We start from the raw sequence: 19,963 nt of genomic DNA, 5'->3' as shown, positions 1-19,963 counted from the left end.
CAATTCCTCAGTGCCGCTGGTTGATCAGGAGATAGAGAAAGAACGGTGTGCCCAGCACCGCGACGAAAATACCCGCGGGCAGGTCCAGGGGCAGAAACAGCGTGCGCCCGACCAGGTCGGCCAGCATCACCAGGTTCGCGCCGACCAGCGCCGACATCAGCGCCTGCCCGGCAAACCCCGGCGCCACCAGGCGCTTGGCGATATGCGGGGCGACCAGCCCGACGAAGGCGATCGCCCCGCCCCAGGCCACGGCCGCACCGGCCAGGGCCACGCTGACCAGCAACAGCCCGGCGCGCAGCCACTGCACCCGGGCGCCGATACCCCGGGCCAGGTCGTCGTCCAGTTGCTGCACCCGCACCTGCCGGGCCAGCCAGAGCAGCAACGGCAGGATCGCCAGCAGACAGCCGGCCAGGGCCCGCGGCTCCGGCCAACTGGCGCCGTAGACACTGCCCGTCAGCCAGACATAGGCCGACAGGGTGGTGGTCAACGGGCTGAACACCAGCAGGAAGGTGGTCACCGCCGCCAGCAGCGCCGACACGCCGACGCCGATCAGCACCAGGCGCAGCGGCGACGTGCCCTGCTTCCAGGCCAGCAGGTAGATCGCCAGCGCCGCCAGGCCGGCTCCGGCCATCGCCGCCAGCGGCAGGAACTGCGAACCCAGGGCCAGCGAGAAGAACGACAGGTAGCCCACCGCCGCGGCGCTGGCGCCACTGGTGATGCCCAGCAGATCCGGCGAGGCCAGCGGGTTGCGAATGATGCTCTGCAGGATCAGCCCGGACACCGCCAGCGCCGCCCCCACCAGAGCCGCCAGCACCAGACGGGGCAGGCGCAGTTGCTCGACGATGAAGGTCAGCCCCGGGTCCGCGCCGCCGGCGAGCACGCGCAACACGGTCAGCGGTGACAGGTTGACCTTGCCCAGCGCCAGCGCACCGAGCATCACCAGCAGGGTCAGCAGCAACGCCAGCACCAGGCGGCCCAGGCTGGAGAGGTCGAGCTGCCGGGAAAAGACCCCGTTACGTACGGTCACAGGCCTAGCCATGACGAGCCCCCGTCGAGCCAGGACAATGAAGAACGGCGCCCCGAAGAACGCGGTCATCACCCCCACCGGCACCTCCTGCGGCAGGATCACCACCCGCGCCAGGGTATCGGCCAGCAACAGTAGCGTCGCGCCGAGCACCGCGCAGCCCGGCAGCAGCCAGCGATGATCGACGGACAGGCTCTTGCGCACCATGTGCGGCACCAGCAGACCGATGAAACCGATGCTGCCGGCCAGTGCCACCGCACTGCCGGCCAGGCCGACGATCAGCACGCTCATCAGCAGGCGGATCGAGCCGGTACGCTGCCCCAGCCCGGTGGCGATCGCCTCGCCGGCGCTCAGCACATTGACCTGGCCGGCCAGCAGCCAGGCGCCGAACAACGCGAACGACACGCCGACCAGCAGCGGTGCGGCCATCGCCAGGTCACGCTCGGAGAGCGAACCGGCGAGCCAGAACAGCACCGTGTCCAGGCCCTCCTCGTTGACCACCAGCAAGGCCTGGCTGAAGGCGGAGAACAGCGCGGTCACCGCCGCCCCGGCCAGCACGATACGCAACGGGCTGAGACTGCTCTCGCCCCGGTTGCCGATCAGCCACACCAGGGCGCCGGCCAGCGCCGCGCCGAGAAAGGCGCACCACAGCCATTGCTGCATCGACGACAGGGCCAACAGCGACGAACCGAGGATGATCGAAAAGGTCGCACCGGCGTTCACCCCGAACAGCCCCGGCGAGGCCAGCGGGTTGCGCGTCAATGCCTGCATCAGCGCGCCGGCCACGGCCAGGCTGGACCCGACCGCGATCGCCATCAGGGTCCGCGCCAGGCGGGTGCTGACGATCAGTTGCTCGCCGGCGCTGAGGCTGTCGGCCTGCATCAGGCCACTCAACAGCTGTGCCGGAGAGATCCAGGTGGCACCCGCCGCCAGGCTCAACAGGCAGGACAGCAACATCAGCAGCAGCGCCAGGCTCAGTTTCGAACCACGACTCATGAGGAGGCCACCACCCGGGCGATGTCATCGAGCATCTGGTTGGCCCCGAGGATACCGCCGGAAAAACTCCAGGCGATGCTGTCGACCCGCCAGACCTGGCCATCCCGCGGAGCGCGCAGGTGCTGCCAGAACGGGTAATGCAACAGACGCTCATAGTTGTGCTGCACGGTCTGGCTGTCCGTGCGCTGGAAAACGAAAAACAGGTCGGCATCGACCACAGGCAGGCTCTCTTTACTGGTGAGTTTCATATAGGTGCCATGCGCGCCACGGGCCACCGGGTTCCAGTCGAAACCCAGCTCGGTGAGCACGGAGCCGGCGAAGCTGCCCGGCAGGTAGCTGCGCACATGGTCTTCGCGCACATCCAGCACCGAGACGGTCAGCGGCCAGCGCCCGGCGAACTTCGCCTGCAACTGCTCGCGCAGGCGGATGACCCGCTGCTGCCACTGTCCGAGCAGGTCGCTGGCCGCCTGCTGACGGTTGAGCGCCACGCCCATCAGCGCCAGGGTCCGCTTGAACTCGAAAACCTCTTCGAGCATCAGCACCCTGCCCATGCGCTCCAGCAACGGCGCGATACGCTGGTGGCGAAACCGCGAGGCGACGATCACGTCCGGCTTGAGCAGGACGATGTCCTCCAGGCTCGGCTGGGTTTCCAGGCCGACATGGGCGACACCGGCCAATGCCGGACGCAGGTAGCGAAACGTCGGTTTCTCGGTAGGCGAGTCGACCACGCCGACCGGCGTCAGCCCCAGGGCCACGGCGCAGTCGGTGGCGCCCTGGAACAGCGTGACCAGCCGCGGCCCCTCGGCCCGGGCCAGGGTCGGCAGGGCCAGCAGGCCGAGGGACAGGCGCAGCACGCTGCGCCTGGAAGGATGCCAGGAACGCTCAGACTTCACGGCGCAACCTGTGGAACGGGTTGACCACCTCGCCCTTGCCGAACGGCATGCTGCCCGGCCCACCGGCGCGGGCGATCATCGGCGTCAGCAGCAGCTTCTGCGGCCAGCGCGGTACCTCGAACAACTGGCGCTGGATCATCGCCCGGGCCTCGTCGTCGAATTCGATGCTCTGCAACAGGCCTTCGAGCACATCGCGCAACACCGTCCACAAGGCCGTCACCGGCACCGCATAGACCTGCGCCAGGGTGTCGATGATCGCCCGCACGTTGACCTGGATGCCCAGGGTCTGCAGCCAGAACAGCAGATCCTCGGGACACTCGTGGTAAAGGGTGTTGGCATGGCCCTTCTTGATCCGGTAGACCGGGTCGGCCATGCCGTTGCGCTCCAGCCACGGCACGAAGATGCGCAGCGAGTCATGATCGCGCAACAGCAGGCCCTGGGCCTGGCCGGCCTTCCACACCAGCACCGCGTTCTGCCCATGGACCTCGCCGAGCATGCCGATGCGCAGCATGCGCAGGTTGATGTCGAAGAAGCTGTGGCTCAGTTCGCGAAACAGGGTCAGCACCGAAGCCTGGTTGCGCGGCAACTGGCGATACTCCAGCCACTCGTCGAAGAAGTGCCGGTCGCTGTCGGGCAGCGGCGCGCCCAGCGCGGCCATCGGCAGCAGGCGGCACTCGGGATCGTCGAGCAATGCCTTCGGATAGCCCCGCACCATCGCCGACAGGTGCCGCGGCGCCTCGTCGAACAAGGTCGCCTCGGGCGGCATGAACGCCCACCACTTGCCCTCGTCGCACAGATGCAGCGAGCGCGCCAGGGTCTCGTCGCGGGTCAGCGCCTGGCGCAGCAGGTTCTCGCTGAGGCCGCCGTTGATCATCTTCACCGCCGGCAGGTAACGCGAGGCACCGAGGGAGTAGATCGCCATCGGCAACTTGAGGTAGTCGGCACTCGCGAAGCACGGGGTCATGGACCGCAGCGACGACGTGGCGAACACCGGCGCGCCCTGGAAGGCCAGGCGGCGGCAGTCACCGCGCGCGAACGCCGAGCCCAGCTGTGCCTCCAGCACATGTTCGAACTGCCAGGGGTGAACCGGCAGGGCGACGTGGCTGCGCTCGATCCCCAGCCCACGCAGTTCCTGTTCCAGCTCGGCCTGCAGGTTCTCCGGCAGCAGGTAGCGCGCCGGGAAGGACTGTTCGAGGTCCCCGACCCCGTCGCCGCATTGCAGCAGGGTCTTGTCCACCGCGACCCAATGCAGGCTCACCGGCTGGGCGAACTCGGCCTGGTAGCGCCGGTACTCGTCCTCGTCCAGGCCCTGCTTGGCCTTCGCCAGCGGGTGGTACGGACGATCGCGCAGCGACGCCCACTGCTCCATGGTGCGAAAGAAGGTCGCGCCATCCTGTGCCATCAGGTCCTGGTGGTCGATGCGGTGTTCCAGCGACAGCGCGGTCTGCCAGACACTGATGCGCAGCACTTCGAGAAACAGCGCCAGGCCCTTTTCATTGCCCTGCAGGCGCGGCGCCAGGCCGCTGAACACCCGCTGCATGAAGTCCTCGGGCGACAGTCGGGCCCAGCTTTCGCCCTGGCGCGCCAGCACCGGCGTACCTGGCACCTTCTCCCATTGCTGGGTGATGCCGGGACGCAGGGCGATGCTGATGAAGCGCTGCTCCGCCGCATCGCAACACCACTCCCAGATACGCTGCTGCGGGCTCGCCTCGGCCAGCAGCGGCGCCTGCGGATGAGCCAGTTGCCAGTGGGCGGTGTCCACCAGGTTCAGCGGTTCGCTGCCAAAGAAGTCTTCCGCCAGCAGGCAGTCGACCAGATCCTGCATCACCAGATCGGCGGCACGTGAAGTGAAGTTCATCGAGTCATTTTCCTTCTGCAGAAAGGGTGGCCAGGCGCGCTTGCAGCGCCCGGAAGGCAATACCGCGCTCATCGCCGAGAACAAAGGCGCGCACGCCCCGTTCCTGCCAGCGGGCGGCATCACCGGGTTGTCGGGGGATGGTGCAATACGGCACGCCGACGGCCTGCGCGGCCTGCCAGGTGTCGAACAGCGCCTGCTGAACCGCCGGCTGGTCGATCCGCCAGGGCATGCCCAGCGATTGCGACAGGTCGGCGGCGCCTTCGAGGATCATGTCCAGGCCCGGTACCGCGGCGATCTCGGCGGCGCGACGAACGCCTTCGGCGCTCTCGATCATCGCCACCAGCATGATCTGCTCATTGGCCTCGCCGACGTACTGCGCCAGGCTGTGCTTGCCGAACGCGCCGGGGCGCCCGGCGTTGAGGCTGCGCCGCCCCAGCGGGTGGTACTTGCAGGCGGCGATGGCCTCGGCCAGTTGCCCGGGGCTTTCGATCATCGGCAGGACGATGCCCTGGGCTCCGCCATCGAGCAGGCGCAGCAGGGTCTTGGGGTTGAGATCGGCGACCCGCACCAGTGGCGTAAGACCATAGGATTCGGCGGTGCGAATCATGTGCTCGACGGTTTCCGGGTTGATCAGCACATGTTCCATGTCGATGATCACGAAGTCGAAACCGGCCTCGGCGATCAGCTCGATGGCCGCCGCCGCCGGGATCGAGCTGATCAGGCCGTAGACCGTCTCGCCCGCCTGCAACTTGCGCTTGAGCTGGTTGGTCCTCAGCATGCTTGCGGCCTGTAGGCGTGCAGCGGGTTGGGTACCGAGCGGAAGCGCCGCTCGCCGTCACCGAGCAGCCGGCGCTTGGTCAACTCCTCGACCTCGTAGCTGGGCGCGAATACGTCGAACAGCGCGAAACGCTCACGGTGCTGCGGATGGGCCGCCTGGTAGGCCAGGATCACCTCGGCGGTCATCTGCCAGAACAGCGCTTCGTCCAACTGGTACTGCTGGCGCAGGAAGATCGCCATTTCGGTCAGGCAGATGAAGAAGAAGCAGTCGCAGGAGAAGTCGCGTACCGCCTCGACATCGTCGGTGATGATGAACGAGTTGCGGTTGAGCCTGGCGTGGCTGGCCGGCAGCGGGACCAGGGTCGGGCACAGTTCCGGGCGCGCCAGATGGGCCGGCGAATAGCGGACACCGTCGTGGAAGTCCTTGAGGGCGATACGCTGCGGCCACCCCTGCTTGACGATCAGCACGATGTTCTGGCCGTGGGACTCCATGCCGATGCCCTCGGCGTAGAGCATGTGGATGATCGGCGGCACGGTGACCTGCAGCAGCTGGCGGGTCCAGGCCTGCAGGCCGTACTGGCGGATCCAGGCATCGATGAACGGCGCCTGCGTGCCCTCGCCGTAACGATTCTCCACATGGCTCAGGCCGTTGAACGGCACCGCCTGCTCGTCGGCCCTGAGGTACGGGTGCAGGCTCTCGCGCCAGATCGCCCCGAGGGTGCCGTAGGTCTGCGGCGCCCGGGACTCGGGCAGATGGTCGTAGTCGAAGCTGACCCCGGCGACTTCGCCGAGGATGACGAAATCCAGCGCGCGGGCGGTGGCGTCGCTTGCAATCAGCTGCTGCAGCCAGTCGGTGATGATCGGTCCGTTCATCACCGTATGCCGCGCCAGGATGCGGGTACTGGAGGTGTTGGTCATGCTCATCGCCAGCTTGACGTACGGGCGCTCCCTGACGCTGGCATTGGCCAGCGTGCGGATCGACTGCTGGGCCTTGTAGGTATCGTCGGAGGTGCCCAGGTAGATCAGCTCGCCACTGAGCAGTTCCGGGTAGAACGTCGCGACGATGGTGTTCTCCCACTGCCAGGGGTGCACCGGCAGCAACTGGTAATCGTCGATACTGCGCCCCTGCCCGGCCAGGCTGCTGGCCAGTTGTTCCCAGCGCGCGGCACCGAACTCCTGGCGGATAAACGCCGCGAAGTCGAGGTTGCGCGAGTGGTTGACCGCCGCCCGCGAGTTGGCCACCGCCAGCCAGACCACGGCGATCGGCGTGGCGAACTCCGGACCGTAGCGGAGGTTGTCCGCCAGGGAGAAACCGATGCGCGACTTGTAGCAGGGGTGATAGCTGTGGGCGTCCATGAAATGCTGCTCCAGGGCATCCACGTCCAGTTCATGGGCCGGCACCGCGGCGGCATAGCCCTGGCTACGGGCCTGCAGGTCCTTGAGCTGGGTCTGCTCCAGTTCGAGGATGAAACGGGCCAGGTGCGGGCTGTCGCGGAACTCGCCGAGCCATTCGGCCAGGGCTTGGTGCAGGTCCGGGGTGCTGCGCTGACCGTTGCCGTCGACCCGCTCCAGGCTGCCATGTTCGAGGCGGATCACCGCGAAGCTGTCGCTGAGCAGGCCCTTGCAGTGGTACTGCACCGGGGCCTGTCGGGCATCACGGCCGTGTACGGTGAAACGATGCAGGCCGTCGCCCAGCGGTTGCGCCTCATAGGGCAGAACCGCTTCATACAGCAGGGTCTGCAGCAGTTGCCCGACCACCCGCTGCTGCACGGTGGCCCGGCAGCGCTTGTCGACCGTGGCCAGCCAGGCGGTGCTGGCCGGGTGGCCGAGTGGCGTTTTCAGCCATTGAGCGGTTGCCAATTCGAAAGTCGTCATGTCCGTACCTTGAAAAAGAGTGTCAAAAGAAGAGTCATCGCTGCTCGACGGCGGCGGGCTGGGCCTCGGCCGTTTCGTCGTGCTGCGGAAAACGCCAGGCGCATGGCAGCGCCAGCAGGATCAGGATGCCGGTGGCGATAAACACCTCGCTGATGGCCGCCGGGCTGGCCGCCTGCCCCGCCGGCCCCATGCGCCACTCCAGCCAGAGCGAGGCGATGACGATGGCCAGGGACGCCACCAGACGCCGGGAGATGTTGTTCATCGCCGCCCCCTGGGTCACCATCGGCTCGGGCAAGGCATTGAGCCCGGCGGTGGTCACCGGCATGTAGGACAGGCCCAGGCCGGCGCCGCGGACCATCATCAGGGCGAACACCACGGCGATCGCCGCGTCGGCCTTGAGCAGGCCCAGGGCCAGGGTCGACAGGCCAGTGAGCAGCAGACCGCAGGCCACCACCGTGCGCGGTCCGTGGCGGTCGAGGATGCGTCCGCCCATCTGCCCGAACAGGCTGGCGAACGCCGCCGTGCACAGCAGCGCCAGGCCGGTCCAGATGGCGCTGTAGCCCAGCACCACCTGCACCAGCAACGGCAACAGCACCAGGCATTCGAACATGCCGACCGACTGCACCACGGCAATCACCACGCTCAGGCGATAACCGCGCAGGGCGAAGATCCGCAGGTTCAGCAGCGGCGCCTGGCGGCTCAACTCCACCCGGACAAACGCCACCAGGCACAGCAGACCGGCCAGCAGCATGCCCAGGTCGAGGGGATCGAGCAGCGTGCTGGCGTGGCGCAGGCCGCTGATGGACACCATCAGCAGACCGATACCGGCCGCGATCAGCAGGTAGCCGGCCAGGTCGAACGGCTGCCGCTCGGCGGGCTCCGAATCCGGCAGCACCACCATCCCCAGCACCAGCGCCAGCAGGCCGATCGGCACGTTCATCAAAAACAGCGAGCGCCAGCTGAACCACTCCAGCAGCAGGCTGCCGCACAGCGGCCCGAGTGCCGGGGCGAGCATCACCGCCGCACTCCACAGGCCGGTGACCCGCCCCCGTTCGGGCTTGGCGTAGACCGAGAAGATGATCGCCAGCGACAGCGGAATCATCAGCCCGCTGGCAATGCCCTGCACCACCCGGGCGGTGATCACCAGGCTGATCGAATTGGCCACGGCTCCGAGCAGCGAGGCGCCGACGAACAGTGCCACGCCCCACAGGTACAGGCGCTTGCGCCCCAGACGCTGGCTGAGGAAGCTGGTCAGCGGCATGGTCATGCCCATGCTGGTCATGAACCCGGCGACGATCCAGGTCGCCAGCAACGGGCCGATCCCGAACACGTTCATGAACATCGGCAGCGCCGGGTTCAGCGAACTGTTGCTCAGGCTGACCGTCAGCGTCCCCAACAGGACGTTGAACACCACCCAGCGCCGCGGCACGGCGAACCTCACGCCCACTGGCCGTTGCCCCGCAGCAGTTCGCCCTGGCGCACGAAGAGTTGCGGCGGCCTGGGATGACAGAGGAAGTCGGCATGGGAGATGTTGTAGCCGTAGGCCCCGGCCAGCGGCAGTACCAGCAGGTCACCGACTTCGACCCCCTTGAGCGGCCGGGCGCGGCTGAGCACATCCTTGGGCGTGCACAGCTGGCCAACCACCGTGTACAGCCGTTGCGGCGCATGGGCCGACACTGCCGTGCGCGGCAAGTGCAACACCGGATGATCATGGCTCTGCGCCGCCGGCAGGCGGAACTGGTGGGTCCCGCCACGGCAGACCAGGAAGTTCACGCCGTGGCTGCTCTTGCGGTCCAGCACCTCGATCACGTAGTAGCCACAGAAGGCACTGATGAAGCGCCCGGGCTCGAAGCGCAGCACCGGGGCATCGGCCTGCCCGGCGAGCCGGCGCTCCAGGTAGCGGCACAAGCGCTGCCAGTCGAACTGTGGACCGCCCAGGTAGTCGACACCGATACCACCGCCGACGTTGAAATGCGTCAGTTGCTCGGGATAGGCCGCCAGCGCCCGCCACAGCTCCCAGCGTTGCAGGTAGAAATCCAGCAGTTGCTCATGGCGCTCCACCGACAACTGATGGGACATGGCGTGCACATGGAAGCCCTTGAGGCTCAGGTGGCTGGCACTGTCGACCCGTTGCACCGCCAGGGCCAGGTCCGCCTCGTCGATGCCGAACGGCGTGGCGGTACCGGCCATCGCCAGCTTGCTCGACAGGGTCGGTGGCAGTTGCGGGTTGACCCGGATGAACACCGGCTGCACCCGTCCGACCTGGTTGGCCAGCCGTTGCAGGCGCTCGATCTCGTTGAGGCTTTCCACATGGATGGCCTCGACCTGATGCTCCAGTGCCGCACGCAGATCGGAGTCGAGCTTGCCCGGGCCGGAAAACACGTAGGGCTTGCGGGTCGGGCAGGCCATCACCCGCTCGATCTCGCCCCCGAGGAAATCTCGAAACCGCTCACCAGCGGCGCCAGGGCTTCGAGCATCGGCGCCTCGCTGTTGGCCTTGATCGCGTAGTACAGCTCGACGCCGGCCGGCAGCGCCGCCATCACCTGGCGCACATGCCCGACAAGCGCATCGAGGTCGTGGATGAACACCGCCAGCGGATCGCTGCTCATGGCCCGGGCGTCCCGAATCGCGCCCAGAACGGTTTCAGGCAACTCAGCCATAGCGAACCTCCTCGCTCCAGGGTGAATGCAGGTTGACGTAACCCGCCTGACGGTCAGCCGCGGCCGCCAGCCGCACCTTGAGGTTGGTCTTGCAGGCGATCGGTTGGCCGGCGATCAGCGCGTCGAGCTCCGGCGCCGGGCCGACCAGTTCTTCGCGAATGCTGCGCAGTTGCCGTTCCACCTGCCGCCACATCAGCGGGGCCAGGTGTGCCCGCTCCCAGCTCAGGGCGAGCACCGCCTCGGACAGGTTGTTGATCAGCAGGCAATAGCTGATCCGGCTCCAGCCCTGGGCACGGGAATACAGCAATGACTGCCGGACCCGCGGATGCAGGCCGACCTCGATATGGCCCGCGCCCAGCTCCTCGGTCAGCTTGACGCCCTCGAAGTCGCGCAGCAGCAGTTGCCGGGGCTGGCCGGCGTCGTGGATCAGCACGGTGTTCTGCAGGTGCGGCTCCATCACCACACCGTGGTTGAAAAACAGCGCCATCACCGGCCTCAGCAGCAGGGCCTGGTAGCGCTCGAACCAGTCCAGCAACTGGCTGTCTTCCAGCGGCTGGTCATGAAAGCCCTGCAGAAAGCCGTGCACCAGCGGCCGCGAATGAATATCGCGGGCGAACAGCGTGCCGGCCATGACACTGCGATCAGCACCGGCCCGCCGACAGAAGTTCTCCCGCAGGATCGCCCCGGTCTGTTCGCGGAACCAGTGGGCATCGGCTTCGTCGGCCTGCTGCGGTGCCCAGCTCACCGAGCCGGGCTCGGCCACGGTCGACAGGCCACCCAGGGTCTGCGGCGTGCTCTGCTGCAGGCGCTGGAACAACTGGTCGATGATCAGCGTGCTTTCCAGTTCGTACCAGGCGTTCTTGCGCACGCAGTTGGTGATGCGCACATTCAGCGAACCCTTGATGAAATAGTCATGCCCTTCGATGTACCAGGTGCGCATCGAGGCGGTCGGGCTGGCCAATGGACCGGTGGTGCCATGGTCGAAGATCTGGCCCTGTTCCAGCAGGCGCCGGACCCGACGGTCCTGCATGAACAGTTGCCCCTGTACCGGGTGCATGCACAGCATGGCGTGGCCTGGCCGGGCCCGGCGCTGGTCGGCGAAACCGGCCAGCACCTGTTCCTCGCTCAAGCCGTTGGCAGTGATCCGCAGGCCCTGCAGCGGTACCTCGAACAGGTGCAGCGCCGTGCGTGCCTGGAACTCCGGGGCATAGGTTTCCTGGGCCAGATGGGCCGGCCACAGGCGCGCCTTGGGGGCGGGATGGTTGGGATGACCGAACCACAGCCCCTGCTCGCTGGCGAGGTAGTCGCGCAGGGGGTCCGGCCGTTGCTCGTCGAGATTGTGCGCGACGATGGCCGCGGTCAGGTGCTGGCTCTGCAGGACCTGATCGAGCAGTTCGTCGTTGCTGGCGTTGGTCATGTGCTCGCAGGCCGCCAGCAGCTGTTCGACGAATTCGGGGAACGCCAGGCAATGCCAGACACCCGGCCCCTTGCGCGCATAGACGTCGGACAGGTAGCGATGGCTGCCCAGGCGGTCGCGGCGATCCACCAGCACGAAGAACTGTTGCTGGTTCGGCAGGCTGATGGTCAGCGGAATGCCCTTCCAGGCCAGCCCCTCCAGGTAACAGCCGGGAGCGATGCCCTCCATCTGCTGCGGCCATTCATAACGCAGGCAGTTCTCGGGTAGCGCGAATTCCTTGATCAGGCAATTGAGCAACGCGCGAGTGCTCGCCAACTCACTCACCATTTTCGAAATAACAGCACGATCGGGATTATTCATGGTCGCTCCACATTGGCCGCAGCCTCACCGGGGACGTGATATCGCAATGACGACACGTGGCATTCATTGCCAGAAAACAGCCAGTTTCTTTCCATAATAAGCAGATAACTCGAAGTGGATATTCGACAAACTCTGCAACTACCTGAAGTTGCCCCTTGATGACCGGAGCCAGGCAACAGCCAAGTGCACCGCATCAATCATCGCGGTGGGTTTTCAGCATTCATCAATATTGGGCAAACAGTGTCGCGAACAACTTCAGCCGCGTACCTGCAACAGGGCGGCCGCCAGGGCCTTTTCAAACCGCTGGATGACCAGTCCGCATTGTTCGTCATCGATGATCAATGGCGGCAACAGGCGAATCACGTTGCCGTGGCGTCCGCCGCGTTCGAGCAGCAGCCCCTGCCGGAAGCAGTGCTGCTGGATCGCCACCGCCAGTTGCGGATCACCGGGGAAGCTGCCGAGACGGTCGGCCGGCTGGCGCTCGTCGACGATCTCGATACCCAGCATCAGGCCCGGCCCGCGGACCTGGCCGATGGCCGGGTGGCGTGCCTGCAGCAACTGCAGTTGCTCCTTGAGCCAGCGGCCGCGGGTTTCGGCCTGGGCCGCGAGGTCCTGCTCCTGCAGTACGCGCAAGGTCGCCAGACCCGTGGCCATGGCCATCTGGTTACCACGGAAGGTACCGGCGTGGTTGCCCGGCGACCAGGCATCGAATTCGCGCCTGAGCCCCAGCACCGCCAGGGGCAGGCCACCGCCGACCGCCTTGGACATGACGATGATGTCCGGCTCGATCCCGGCGTGCTCGAAGGCGAACATCCGGCCGGTACGGGCGAAGCCGGCCTGCACTTCATCGAGGATCAGCAGGATGCCGTGCTGGCGGGTGACCTCGCGGATCCGGCGCAACCAGCTGGCCGGCGCGCTGTTGACCCCGCCCTCGCCCTGCACCGCCTCGACGATCACCGCGGCCGGCAGGGACACGCCGCTTTCGACGTCCTCGATGAACTGGCTGAAGTAATAGCCCAGCGCCTCGACCGCGGCCTCGCCACCGATACCCAGCGGGCAGCGGTATTCATGGGGATACGGCAGGAACTGCACCCCCGGCATCAGCGTGGCGATGGCATTTTTCGGCGCGGTGTTGCCGGTCAGCGCCAGGGCGCCATGGGTCATGCCGTGATAGGCGCCGCTGAAGCTGATCACCGTATTGCGCCCGGTGAAGGTCTTGGCCAGCTTGAGTGCCGCCTCCACCGCATCCGCCCCGGACGGCCCGCAGAACTGCAGGCAGTAGTCCCGTCCCTGCCCCGGCAGCAGGCCGAGCAGGGTTTCGCTGAAGGCATCCTTGACCGGCGTGGTCAGGTCGAGGGTGTGCATCGGCAGGCCCGAAGACAGGAAACTGTCCAGGGCACCCATGATCGCCGCATGGTTGTGCCCCAGCGCCAGGGTGCCGGCACCGGCCAGGCAGTCGAGGTAAGTATGGCCTTCGACATCCGTCACCCAGACGCCATGGGCCTTGGCAATCGCCAGCGGCAACTTGCGCGGATAACTGCGCACATTGGATTCGAACTTGCCTTGACGAGCCAGATAATCGGCATTGGTTTGCCGCACAGGATTAGAATGCAATAGGCCATCATTCAACATCTGCTCACCCTCCATAATTCCTGAATGAAAATTATTACCAATGACTGACAAGTGCAACTGTTAGTTCCTGAATATTTAAAAATTCATGAAACTTGCGGAAACTTCGCAAAAAACATCAGACAGCCGGATACCCAAGTCTTATAAACTTGTAATACGCAAAGATGCGCGGCGTGCGTTATGCATCTTCAATATAAAAACAACAGGTGCCGTTATATGTTCAAGGCATTATCCAACTTGCATATCGTCAAATGATTCGCTGCTGTTGCCGAACCGCGGAACGCGCAATGATCCTGCGCAGGCGCCGATCCCTGGCGCACCCGCCCCGAGTCAGAAGCCGACGGTGGCCGAGAGCAGATAGGTCCTGGGGGTCGACAGGGTCAGGCCGGGCTCGCTGTCATCCGAGGCACCGGCCGAACTCCAGTAGCGCTTGTCCATCACGTTCTCGACGCTGGCGCGCAAGGTGATGGACTTGTCGTCGATCTTGAAGGCGTAGCGGGCACCGACGTCGAAACGCTCCCAACTGTCGATTTCCTTGCTGTTGGCCTGATCCAGGTACTGCGAACTGGTGTAGATACCACGGCCGGTCAGGGTCAGCCCCTCGACACCGGGGATGTCCCACTCGGCGCCCAGGTTGACGTTGTACTCGGGGTGGCCGGCGCGCGGTTGCCGTCGAAGGCGCCGTTGGTGGTGTTGTTCAGCTTGCTGTCGATGTACATCACACCACCGAGCAGGCGAAAGCCCTTGAGCGGTTCGCCGAACACGCTCAGTTCCACACCGCGGTTCTGGCGCTTGCCGTTCGGGCCGAAGACCCGCGAAACGGCATTGGTCTCGTAGGCCGGCTGACGGATCTGGAAGGCCGCGGCGGTCAGGGCGACAGGGCCGAAGTCATACTTGGCACCGATCTCGAGCTGGCGGCTGATGAACGGCGGGAAGATCTCGTCCTCGTTGATCGAGGTCGACGGGGCGATCTTGCCCTGGCTCAAGCCCTCCATGTAGTTGGCGTACAGCGACAGCTCGTCGGTGGCCTTGAACAGGATGCCACCCGATGGCGAGACCTTCTCCTCGTCGTAGGAGGTATCGCCCTTGACGCCGTTGGTCCAGTCGTCGACCTTGACCCGCTGCCAGCGGGCGCCGAGGGTCAGCAGCAGGCGGTCATCGAAGAAGCCCAGGGTATCGGACAGTGCCACGCCAGTGAAGCGGTTCTCGGTATAAACCTTGTCGTCGTAGCGGGTGGGCGTCAGGGGGTCCGGTGTCTGCACCGGGTTGTAGAGGTTGCTTCGGCCCGTCGCGTAACGCGCCCCGCCGTTGGTGAAGTCCATGTAGAAGTCACTGGCCGCCAGGTTCAGCTCATGGCTGACGGAGCCGGTGTGGAACCAGCTGCGCACGCCCGCCGTGGCGGTGCGGACATTCTCGTCCCGGGTGAAATCCCGCGGCGAGACCGTAAAATCTCCGGCATTGTTGGTGATCGACACGGCGTGGCGCAGAAAGTCGTGGTTGCTCTTGCGCAGGCCGACACCGCCGTAGACCATCACCGAATCGCTGAGGTCGTACTCGCCGTTCAGCGTGCCGAAGGTGTCCTTGGTGTGCGCCCAGCTCCAGGCCTGCGCATAGTTCCTGTGCACGTCGTTGGGGTTGGGCACCTTGGCGTTGGCGCCAATCTGTACCCGCTCCTGCGGCGCGTCGGTGTCACGTTCGGTATGGCCGATATCGGTCGACAGGCGCAGGCGCTCGCCGCGAAAATCCAGGCCCAGCACCGCCATCTCGCGATCGACGCTCTGGTGATCCCAGGTGGTGTCGCCGGACTGCTTCACCCCGTTGAAACGGACACCGAACTGGTTCTCCTCACCGAACCGCCGACCGATATCCACGGCACCGCCAGTCTGGCTGTCGGAAGCGTAGCTGCCGGTGAACTCGGTGATCGGCTTGTCGGTGGCCCGCTTGGGCACCACGTTGATGCCACCGCCGACGCTGCCACGCGGCGAGATACCGTTGATCAACTGGGTCGGCCCCTTGAGGATATCCACCCGATCGGCCATTTCCATGTCGATGGTGTAGGTCGGCAGCACGCCATACAGGCCGTTATAGGACACGTCGCTGTTGAACAGGCTGAAACCGCGGATGGTGAACTGCTCGTAGCGCCCGCCGGCCGGGTTGGTGGCGCGAACCGAGGGGTCGCTGGCGATCAGGTCGCCGAGGGTACGGGCCTGCTGGTTCTTGACCGCCTCGCTGGTGTAGGTGGTCATGCTGAACGGTGTTTCCATGAAGTCCCGCGAACCGAGCATCCCCTGCGAACCACGGCGCGCGACCTGGCCACCGGCATAGGCCTGACCACCGGCCGCGCCATCGGCACCGAGGATCGAGGTGGTCGGCAACTGTACGCTGCCGCTGCCCTGCGGGGCCGGCACCAGGGTGTAGGCCTGGTTGCCCACCGGCACCAGTTGCAGCCCCGAACCCTGCAGCAGGCGGGCGAAGCCTTCCTCCACCTCGTACTCGCCGGACAGGCCGTTGCTGTTGTGCCCGCTGACCAGCGCCGGGTCGACCGACAGGTTGACCCCCGCCAGCCCGGCGAAACGGGTCAGGGCCGCGCCGAGACTGCCAGCCGGGACTTCATAGCTACGACGGACACCGTTCTCCGCCCAGGCGGGCGCAACCAGCAACGGTGTGGAACTCAGACTCAGCACGAGGCCGAAACGCAACAGGGGACGCAAACGCAAGGGAGGTACTGCGGACATGGGAGAAAGCTCTCATATTTTGTTCACTTACCTGGAATGACCGGCGAGGTGAAAAAAAGGGACAGCCTTCAGGCAATATTTTTTTCCGCGACTTTTTTACGAGGTACCAGGGTGACCCAATAGCGGGTGCGCATGTGCACATCCACCGGCAGGCTGGCGGTCAACAGCTCGAGGATGCGATCGGTGTTGTCGAGGCGGAAACTGCCGGTCAGGCGCAGCGTTTCCAGGGCCGGCTCCCAGCGCAGCAGGCCGCTGCGATAACGCCCCAGTTCACGCAGGAAGTCGCCCAGCGGCTGGTTCTGCGCCATCAGCACGCCGTCGCGCCAGCCCGGCAGTTGCCCGTCGAAGGCGCCCACCGCGCCCGCGCCGGAGGCACGCAGGCTGATTTCCCGGCCCTCGCCCAACGACAGCGCCGGGCCGTGCAACGGCTGCAACTGCACCGAACCGCTGACCACCGACACCCGGCAATCCTCGGCATTGAGGCGCACGCAGACCTCGCTGCGGCTGACGACGATACGCCCGTACGGCGCCTGGATGGTCAGGGCGTCGCCGCCCGGCACCTTGAGGGCCATTTCGCCACGCACCAGGGTCAGCCGCCGGGCCTTCATGTCGACGTTCACCGCGCTGGCGGTGTTCAGTTGCAGGGTGCTGCCGTCGGCCAGCGGTATGCGCTTGCGCTCGCCGGTGGAGGTCTGCAGGTCGGCCCGCCAGACCTCCAGCGGCAGTTGCCGACCGATCAGCCAGGCGGCCGGTACCAGCGCCGCCACGCCGAGGGCACGCTTGAGCACGGCACGTCGCCCCGGATCCGGACGATCCAGGGTGGCCATGGCCAGCGCCGTGGGCAACCCGGAAAAACGCTGGCGCAACAACTGCGCCTTCTGCCAGGCGGACTCGTGGGCACTGCTGCTTTCGCGCCAGTGCTGCAGCTTGCGGCGGTCATCCTCGTTGGCCGCACCCGATTCCATCAGCGCCAGCCATTGCCCCGCGGCGCGGGCCACGGCACGGGCCTCGGGCGTAGCATTGGAATACATCAGAGTTCCACCAGCAGGCAGTGTTCGTAGGCCTGGGCCATGTAGCGCTTGACGGTCCGCTCCGAGACCTGCAGGCGCTCGGCGATCTGGCGATAGCCCAACCCTTCGAGCTGGCTCCAGAGAAAGGCGCGGCGTACCACGGCCGGCATGCCATCGAGCAGTTCGTCCAGGGCCTGCAGGGTTTCGAGCCATACCCAGCGCTGCTCCGGCGACGGCACGCACGCCTCGGGCAACTGGGCCAGGGCTTCCAGATAGGCCTGTTCCAGGCTGCGTCGGGTGTAGAAATTGCTCAGCAGGCGCTTGCCGATCGTCAACAGGAACGCCCGCGGCTCACGCAGCTCGACCAGCGGCTGCGCGCTGGACAACACCCGCAGGAAGGTATCCTGGCTCAGGTCGGCGGCATCCCAGGCGTTGCCCATGCGCCGCCGCAGCCAGCCTTCCAGCCAGCTGCCGTGATCGCGGTACAGGGTATGCAGGGTGTGCTCCGTTGGCGTCGTGGCTTCAATCATGGGAGAGAACCTGAGCGTAAGGGTGTTAATGAGACTGATTCTAATTAGTGTTACATCCATAAACCAAGTCTTTTTGTGAAAATGCTTACAATCAGGAGGGCTGGCGTCTGTCGGGCCCGATCTCTTCACCCCTGAACCGGACCGCCGCCGCCCCACGCGCAGGCTGCTACGCTGCTGTCAATCACCACAACAGCTGGAGCCCGACCATGCGCAACCCCATCCCGGACTTCCGCGCGCGTTACCGCGCCGCCGTTCACCCGCGCTACAACCCTTGGCTGCATGGGGGTTTCGTCCTGGCTTACGGGGCGCTCTGCATCGGCCTGTTGTGGCACTCGCTGCACGCGTTGCAGCCAATGGAATGGCTGGCCCTGCCGCTGTCGCTGCTGTTCTTCAACCTGTGTATCTATGTCGTGCACCGCTGGCTGGGGCACCACCGGCAGCCGTTCGCCCGGCTGTTCTATGCCCGCCATACCGGTGACCATCACAGTTTCTTCGGCCCCGGCTACATGACCTGCGACACGGCACGGGATTGGCGGGTGGTGCTGTTTCCCGCCTGGCTGATCGTGCTCCACAGCCTGGTGTTCGCCCTGCCGCTGTGGCTGGCCCTTCTGCCATTGAATGCCAATGTCGCGGCGCTGTTCGCCAGCGGCACCCTGCTCGGCTACCTGGCCTATGAGGTGTTCCACGCCTGCGAACACCTGCCGGCGAAACATCCGCTGGCGAGCCTGCCGTGGATCCGCCAGATGCGCCGGCTGCATGAGCTGCACCATCGGCGCGAACTGATGCAGGGGCGCAATTTCAATATTGTGCTGCCATTGATGGACTATCTGTTCGGCACCTTGCACTGGGAACCGCTGGAGGACTGACAGGCCTCAGCCACCCGTCCAGAGAGCAGGCACATTGATGGCCCCGCGACCGTTCAGCAACAGCCAGAATCACTTTATTTTCAGGCAGTTAGGTTGAGCATAGATGCGAACGGTATGGACCACGCTGATCTCGTTTTCCCTCGCAGGCGTAGCGCTGTGCGCCGATGGCAAGGAACTGAAGCCCAATGATCGCTACATGTGCAGTTGGGGGGCCGGCACCGCGGCGCGGGCGCAGGAACTGAAGCTGTCGGGGGTTTCGCTGTATGCCGCGCGGCAGAAGATCCAGGCCTACAAATTCAGCAAGGGCTGGATGCGCATGATGGCCCTGGGTATCACCGAACAGACCTACGACAGCCCGTCACGGCTCAAACCCGAGGCCATCCGCCGCGGTTTCTACGAGGATTGCGTCAAGTACAAACTGGCACGCCGCTGACTGGGAACGGCCGCTCAGTTGCTCGCCATCCGTTCCACATTGCCCGAGGTCACCAGCGCCTTGAGCGAGGCATCGAACCGTTTCAGGGCATCGACCTGCAGGTCGCGCTGCTGGTTGATCTGTGCGGCGATCTCCGGCGCTGCCTTGCCCTTGACCCACACCGAAGACAGTTGCTTGCCGGTGGAGCCTTCGGCCTGGCCGATGTATTGCAGGTTCGAGTCATAGAACTTGGCGATGAAGCGGGCCTCGAACTGGTTGTTGCGCTTGGTGACCAGGCGGCTGTAGGTATCGAGCATCACCACCACGTCAGGGCGGGCCTGCACCACCGCATCGAGATTGTCGTAAACGGTCACCGAAGCGAATTGCTTCTGCAACGAACCCTTGAGCCAGTCGATCGCCAATTTCGGGTCCGAACTGTTGACGAAGGCGCTGCTGATGCGCGAATCGAGGGCATCGTTCTTCGCCCCGTTCAGCGCAACGCTGTGGTAGCGCTCCAGGTACTCGAGCGTATTGACGGTGTTTTCGCTGTACAGCACACCGACCGCGCGGGCCTGCTTCAGGCTGAAGCCGCTGTCGGCCACCGGCAGGAAGTGGCAGGCCTGGTCGCCATTGGCGCTCTCGGCGGCCTGGGCGGGAAAGGTGGTGGCGATACCTGTGCTGAGGACGGCGACAAAAGCCAGCAGGGTTGAAATTTTCATCGCTCGGGTTCCTTCAAAAGCAGGTTCGGTATGTCGCTATCTTCCTCTTTCGCTCAAAAAACAGAACTTGCGTTTTTTGATGGTCACTATCAACCGAACGAATGATGGAAGGCAGCAAGCTGCAAGGGCTGACATTTGCGCCGACCTCGCCCCCCCTTCCCTGGCAGTAGGCCGTGCTAGGCTATGTACGAAATCGCTTGAA

Annotated in this window: 12 protein-coding genes and 4 pseudogenes; 2 read left to right on the top strand and 14 right to left on the bottom strand. The window is 65.5% G+C overall.

Translation table 11 applies throughout. The annotated features are described in order from the left end of the window. Positions 1 to 7 precede the first annotated feature (7 nt). The 13 genes and pseudogenes from ACZ5KU_RS11580 to ACZ5KU_RS11520 all read right to left on the bottom strand — a co-directional run bounded on the left by ACZ5KU_RS11580 (position 8) and on the right by ACZ5KU_RS11520 (position 17,764). A complete protein-coding gene (locus ACZ5KU_RS11580) occupies positions 8 to 1,039 on the bottom strand; it encodes a FecCD family ABC transporter permease (RefSeq protein WP_464737400.1) in 1,032 nt (343 codons plus the stop codon). Positions 1,040 to 1,045: 6 nt separating this feature from the next. Beyond that, positions 1,046 to 2,020 (bottom strand): annotated as a pseudogene (locus ACZ5KU_RS11575) (FecCD family ABC transporter permease); the annotation flags it as partial. Next, positions 2,017 to 2,913, bottom strand: coding sequence for an ABC transporter substrate-binding protein (locus ACZ5KU_RS11570; RefSeq protein WP_054062679.1), 897 nt, complete (start codon positions 2,911 to 2,913; stop codon positions 2,017 to 2,019). The gene ACZ5KU_RS11570 and the pseudogene ACZ5KU_RS11575, both read right to left, overlap by 4 nt. After that, the gene (locus ACZ5KU_RS11565) at positions 2,903 to 4,771 is read right to left on the bottom strand and encodes an IucA/IucC family protein (RefSeq protein WP_464737175.1); all 1,869 of its coding nucleotides are present in this window, start codon (positions 4,769 to 4,771) and stop codon (positions 2,903 to 2,905) included. Before ACZ5KU_RS11565 ends, ACZ5KU_RS11570 begins: the two co-directional genes overlap by 11 nt. A 4-nt stretch (positions 4,772 to 4,775) precedes the next feature. Beyond that, a complete protein-coding gene (locus ACZ5KU_RS11560; protein WP_054057941.1) occupies positions 4,776 to 5,549 on the bottom strand; it encodes an HpcH/HpaI aldolase family protein in 774 nt (257 codons plus the stop codon). After that, positions 5,543 to 7,423 (bottom strand): IucA/IucC family protein, encoded by a 1,881-nt coding sequence (locus tag ACZ5KU_RS11555; protein ID WP_464737174.1) that lies wholly within the window; start codon positions 7,421 to 7,423, stop codon positions 5,543 to 5,545. The genes ACZ5KU_RS11560 and ACZ5KU_RS11555 overlap by 7 nt, the downstream gene beginning before the upstream one ends. A gap of 34 nt (positions 7,424 to 7,457) precedes the next feature. Then, complete coding sequence (locus ACZ5KU_RS11550; RefSeq protein ID WP_416772860.1) at positions 7,458 to 8,864, bottom strand: DHA2 family efflux MFS transporter permease subunit; 1,407 nt, start codon at positions 8,862 to 8,864, stop codon at positions 7,458 to 7,460. Beyond that, positions 8,861 to 10,083, bottom strand: a pseudogene (locus tag ACZ5KU_RS11545) (type III PLP-dependent enzyme). The gene ACZ5KU_RS11550 and the pseudogene ACZ5KU_RS11545 overlap by 4 nt, the downstream one beginning before the upstream one ends. After that, entirely contained in the window at positions 10,076 to 11,860 is a 1,785-nt protein-coding gene (locus ACZ5KU_RS11540; RefSeq protein ID WP_416772859.1) for an IucA/IucC family protein, read from the bottom strand. The pseudogene ACZ5KU_RS11545 and the gene ACZ5KU_RS11540 overlap by 8 nt, the downstream one beginning before the upstream one ends. 255 nt (positions 11,861 to 12,115) lie before the next feature. Continuing rightward, on the bottom strand, positions 12,116 to 13,492 hold the full coding sequence (locus ACZ5KU_RS11535) for a diaminobutyrate--2-oxoglutarate transaminase (protein ID WP_054061085.1): 1,377 nt from the start codon (positions 13,490 to 13,492) through the stop codon (positions 12,116 to 12,118). 327 nt (positions 13,493 to 13,819) lie between these two features. Then, positions 13,820 to 16,224: pseudogene (locus ACZ5KU_RS11530) on the bottom strand (TonB-dependent siderophore receptor). A 68-nt stretch (positions 16,225 to 16,292) separates the two neighbouring features. After that, entirely contained in the window at positions 16,293 to 17,255 is a 963-nt protein-coding gene (locus ACZ5KU_RS11525) for a FecR domain-containing protein (protein WP_464737173.1), read from the bottom strand. Beyond that, entirely contained in the window at positions 17,255 to 17,764 is a 510-nt protein-coding gene (locus ACZ5KU_RS11520) for a sigma-70 family RNA polymerase sigma factor (RefSeq protein ID WP_054057388.1), read from the bottom strand. The genes ACZ5KU_RS11525 and ACZ5KU_RS11520 overlap by 1 nt, the downstream gene beginning before the upstream one ends. Positions 17,765 to 17,970: 206 nt before the next feature. Here ACZ5KU_RS11520 and ACZ5KU_RS11515 point away from each other — a divergent pair. Beyond that, a pseudogene (locus ACZ5KU_RS11515) lies at positions 17,971 to 18,618 on the top strand (sterol desaturase family protein); the annotation flags it as partial. Positions 18,619 to 18,733: 115 nt separating this feature from the next. Further along, positions 18,734 to 19,063, top strand: a complete 330-nt coding sequence (locus tag ACZ5KU_RS11510) for a hypothetical protein (protein ID WP_054057386.1) — start codon at positions 18,734 to 18,736, stop codon at positions 19,061 to 19,063. Between the two features lie 14 nt (positions 19,064 to 19,077). Here the strand turns inward: ACZ5KU_RS11510 and ACZ5KU_RS11505 are convergent, their stop codons facing one another. Continuing rightward, positions 19,078 to 19,761, bottom strand: coding sequence for an ATPase (locus tag ACZ5KU_RS11505; protein ID WP_464737172.1), 684 nt, complete (start codon positions 19,759 to 19,761; stop codon positions 19,078 to 19,080). Positions 19,762 to 19,963: the final 202 nt, after the last annotated feature.

Source organism: Pseudomonas sp. Tof1 (assembly GCF_055390395.1).
Note: the sequence above shows the minus strand (reverse complement) of the source record. Positions and strands in the feature narration are given on the sequence as shown.

Excerpts from the sequence above, each read along its gene's own strand:
- ACZ5KU_RS11560 (WP_054057941.1), bottom strand. The coding sequence starts at position 5,549 with ATGCTGAGGACCAACCAGCTCAAGCGCAAGTTGCAGGCGGGCGAGACG.
- ACZ5KU_RS11535 (WP_054061085.1), bottom strand. The coding sequence starts at position 13,492 with ATGTTGAATGATGGCCTATTGCATTCTAATCCTGTGCGGCAAACCAAT.
- ACZ5KU_RS11565 (WP_464737175.1), bottom strand. The coding sequence starts at position 4,771 with ATGAACTTCACTTCACGTGCCGCCGATCTGGTGATGCAGGATCTGGTC.
- ACZ5KU_RS11525 (WP_464737173.1), bottom strand. The coding sequence starts at position 17,255 with ATGTATTCCAATGCTACGCCCGAGGCCCGTGCCGTGGCCCGCGCCGCG.
- ACZ5KU_RS11555 (WP_464737174.1), bottom strand. The coding sequence starts at position 7,423 with ATGACGACTTTCGAATTGGCAACCGCTCAATGGCTGAAAACGCCACTC.
- ACZ5KU_RS11540 (WP_416772859.1), bottom strand. The coding sequence starts at position 11,860 with ATGAATAATCCCGATCGTGCTGTTATTTCGAAAATGGTGAGTGAGTTG.
- ACZ5KU_RS11510 (WP_054057386.1), top strand. The coding sequence starts at position 18,734 with ATGCGAACGGTATGGACCACGCTGATCTCGTTTTCCCTCGCAGGCGTA.
- ACZ5KU_RS11505 (WP_464737172.1), bottom strand. The coding sequence starts at position 19,761 with ATGAAAATTTCAACCCTGCTGGCTTTTGTCGCCGTCCTCAGCACAGGT.
- ACZ5KU_RS11580 (WP_464737400.1), bottom strand. The coding sequence starts at position 1,039 with ATGGCTAGGCCTGTGACCGTACGTAACGGGGTCTTTTCCCGGCAGCTC.
- ACZ5KU_RS11520 (WP_054057388.1), bottom strand. The coding sequence starts at position 17,764 with ATGATTGAAGCCACGACGCCAACGGAGCACACCCTGCATACCCTGTAC.